The sequence below is a fragment of the Streptomyces sp. H27-H5 genome (genome assembly GCF_026627505.1).
Taxonomy (GTDB): domain Bacteria; phylum Actinomycetota; class Actinomycetes; order Streptomycetales; family Streptomycetaceae; genus Streptomyces.
Genome location: NZ_JAPNLK010000233.1, coordinates 1 through 3,514, shown reverse-complemented (window position 1 = coordinate 3,514; position 3,514 = coordinate 1). Strand labels below are relative to the sequence as shown.

Sequence of the window (3,514 nt, the reverse complement as noted above, 5' to 3'; positions counted from 1 at the left end):
AAAGAACCTCGGAGAACCCGCCACCGGGACGGCCACCCGGGATACCGGCCTGCCCGAATCCGGAAACCCACCACAAAAGCAATCACACCGCGTGATCAAAGATCACGCGGTGGATCGAGGCTCATGCCGTATCGCACTCGCCCTGACGAACAAGGGCAATCATTCCTCCGCAGTGATCGCTGAGCGTGCGATTCAGGAATTCTCGCCGGTGGCCGTGCTGTTCGTCGGCGTTGCCGGCGCATTGTGGGAAACCGCCAGACTGGGCGACGTGGTGATGGCGACACACGTGTACGCATACCACGGCGGGACCAGTGAGGACGACGGACTGAAGGCCCGCCCACGGGTATGGGAGGCACCCCACGCCATCAGCCAGCTCGGCTCGCATCTCGCTCGCGTGAACAACTGGACCGACGACACCCACGGCCATGGGGGCGCCCCGCAGGTGCACTTCGGTGCGATTGCGGCCGGCGAGGTCGTACAGAACTCGAAGATCTCGGCCGAGGCACAGTGGATCCGACAGCACTACAACGATGCCCTCGCGATCGAGATGGAGGCCGCCGGTGTGGCACAGGCCGGTCACCTCAACGGGGCGCCGGTGGCGATCATCCGGGGAATCAGTGATCGAGCCGACGGCACGAAGAGCAGCGCAGAGGACCGTAGCTGGCAGCCGCGGGCCGCGGCGAACGCGGCGGCATTCGCTGTACGGCTGGCCATGGAGCTAGTGAAGGAACAGACGGAGATCACGGTGCCCCGGACAGACAGAGCCCAATCGGGCGACCGACTCGCAGAGCACGTCCACAACACCGCCCATGGCAGCACCATTGGCATCATGGCCGGCTCTGTCAAGGACAGTAACGTCTACCTCAACACGGATCCCAAGGTCACCAGCCCGAAGGACCTGAACGCGGAACTTGACGGCTTTCGCCTGCACCTGATGCGTCACCACACCGAGGGTGCTCTCGACGACGACACCTGCCGAGAGGCGCTGGCCGATCTGGACTCTGCCCGCCGGACTGCAAGGGAGAACACTGCTGAATCGTCCAAGCGGACAGCCATGACACTCAAGAAGTTACGTGGCCTCATCGCAGAGTGCCCTGTGCTGGTGGCCAAGCTGGCACCCCTGATTGTGGCGACGGGTGGCTCGGCATGAACGGCAGCAACGTCACGCACAACTCGGCCGCATACGACTCCACCGTCGGAATCCAAGCCGAGACCGTACACAATTCCAATGTCTACTTCGTCCATCCGGATGCCTCTCCTCAGGAGAAGTACAGGGTAGGTATCCGGTTTCTGGAGGATGGCATCTCCAGCCGCGCTCGCGAAATGATCACCGATTCAATCGCACACGGCAACGACAACGCAGAGGTTCGTTTCCACTGGGTGCTCGCCATGCTCAGTACGCGCGCCTACCACGACCTCAACGCCGAGGAAATTCAACAGCTGCACCGCGCCTCCCGGCTCGTACGGAACTACGCCGAGGGAGAGTGGAAAGACGCCCTCCGCATCACTTTCGAACTGCTGGCGATGCTGAGCACCGCAGACGGTGACACAGGGCTCGTGTTGAAGCGGCTGCGAGCCCTGCCGGCTCGCCAGCGCGAGGGGATCCTCCGCCACCTCGACCTCGTACTCACCGGAGGGCTGAAGGACAGTCTGTGGGCGGAGAATCGCGAGCGGGCGGAGACAGATCGATTCGGCAACGACCGGGTACACCGGATTTGGGCCTATTTCGAGCCCGACCCCATTGGGCCACGGGCCCTGCCGCCCCGTCCGAGCACAGCTGCCGTCGCCCAGGCAGCCTTCCGGGTCCGAGCAGCCATGTTCGTCATCGGCGGCGCATGCCTCTGGATCACGGCGCTGGTCTCAGATCCCGCTGAGGCAGTCATCGAGTTGCTGATGGCGCTCGGTGCGGGCCTGACTGCGACTCACTTCGGCCGCCGATGGTGCTTCCGGGACCACCGGCCGAACGTCATGACTGAGCCCCACATCCCGCACATGCGCGACCCGGCCTCCACCCGAGATGGGTTCACCGAGCGCGTCCGTCACTCGTTCGATCACTACTTCGCAATCCGTGCGCCCCACGGATTCGGCCCGGATGAATGGCTCGGGTACTCCATCCACGTCCGCAACAGCCTCGCCACCGAGATCGCGCTCCTCTACCGCGAGAGCCGAATCAGTGTGGAGCGGGTCAACTGGCTGATCCGCTACCTCGCCGAGGACGCCCGAAACCGCCACAACAGCGGCACCCTGTTCGGCCCCCGTCGCCAGAACAGAAATGCGGTGATGGCGAAAGCTCTCTCCGTGTTCGCCCTCGGCATTCTCGGCATCACAGTGCTTTCCGTGCTCGGAACGGCGGCCTCAGGTGGCGGTGCATCGGGTATTCCGCTCGCCGTCTTGGCCGTGGTCGGTATGGCCTGGTCCGGGTACACGGCTACTTCCTCATGGCTGGTGGCCCGGCGTGAAGAGAATCGGCTGGTCAGGGAGACCCAGGAGTATCACGAGCGGCTGTCCACACGACAGATCGCATACGAGAACTGGAAGTCATTCCTAGACACCACGCGGCCAAGTGAGCAGGAAATGGAGAACTGGCTCACCTGCGACAAGACACTGTTCATCGACGAAGCGCTTCGGCACTACCAGCTCACCTGGCGTGACCTGATCACCCACACCATCCTGGTGACACCCGCACGCCCCTACAAGCGGGGGCGGGCGAAGCGCGGCCCTTGGCGATACTCGCGCTACAGCTTCCGGCTCTTCCTGGTCACCCAGGATGGCGTTCGTGAAATTAGCTCGGAAACTGATTTCACCGACGCGAAGCGCGGAAACGAGCAGCGCAGCAACTACCGGTTCGAGGCGTTGTCCTCCGTACAAGTGACGGAAAGCACCCATGCCAGCTACGAGTTGGAACTGATTCTCACCAACGGGCCGGCAAGGAATATTCGCGTCAAGGACGCAGACGCCCATCAACTGGCCCCGGACGAGAACGCCCAAGAAGTCGCCGAGATCAACCTCAATGCGGCTGGTTTCATTCACACCTTCCGCCTCCTGGAAGGAATCGCGGCGGACGGAAAAGGCTGGATCGAGCGAAACAACCCCAACAACCTGCCGTCCTTCGATACCGCTGATTAAGCGCTCCGGACCTTCGGGGGCGGGCAAAGGCCGGAGAGCGCCGTTGCCCTACCCGCCCACTCGTCAGCCCAGTCTCGACCCCAGCTTAGGAGTTGGCCGTGGCCACGACAGATGACGTAACCGAGAGCAAATTCCTGCTGGCCGAGTACAACTGCATCAAGGAGGAGCAGAAGACCCGGATAGGGTTCCGTGACAATCTGCTCTACTTCACGCTCGCCGCAGCCACCGCGGTCGTGGCGATCACTGTCCAGAGCGGGCAACCTCAACCTCGATCCACCGCGTGATCTTTGATCACGCGGTGTGATTGCTTTTGTGGTGGGTTTCCGGATTCGGGCAGGCCGGTATCCCGGGTGGCCGTCCCGGTGGCGGGTTCTCCGAGGTTCTTTCT

At 63.0% G+C, this 3,514-nt stretch carries 3 protein-coding genes; all 3 read left to right on the top strand.

The features are described from left to right. Nucleotides 1–49 precede the first annotated feature (49 nt). Entirely contained in the window at nucleotides 50–1,150 is a 1,101-nt protein-coding gene (locus OTB19_RS42135; RefSeq protein WP_267804146.1) for a 5'-methylthioadenosine/S-adenosylhomocysteine nucleosidase, read from the top strand. Beyond that, nucleotides 1,147–3,126, top strand: coding sequence for a hypothetical protein (locus tag OTB19_RS42130; RefSeq protein ID WP_267804145.1), 1,980 nt, complete (start codon nucleotides 1,147–1,149; stop codon nucleotides 3,124–3,126). The genes OTB19_RS42135 and OTB19_RS42130 overlap by 4 nt, the downstream gene beginning before the upstream one ends. A gap of 98 nt (nucleotides 3,127–3,224) precedes the next feature. Beyond that, nucleotides 3,225–3,410: a hypothetical protein gene (locus OTB19_RS42125; protein ID WP_267804147.1), complete on the top strand. Its 186-nt coding sequence runs from the start codon at nucleotides 3,225–3,227 to the stop codon at nucleotides 3,408–3,410. Nucleotides 3,411–3,514: the final 104 nt, after the last annotated feature.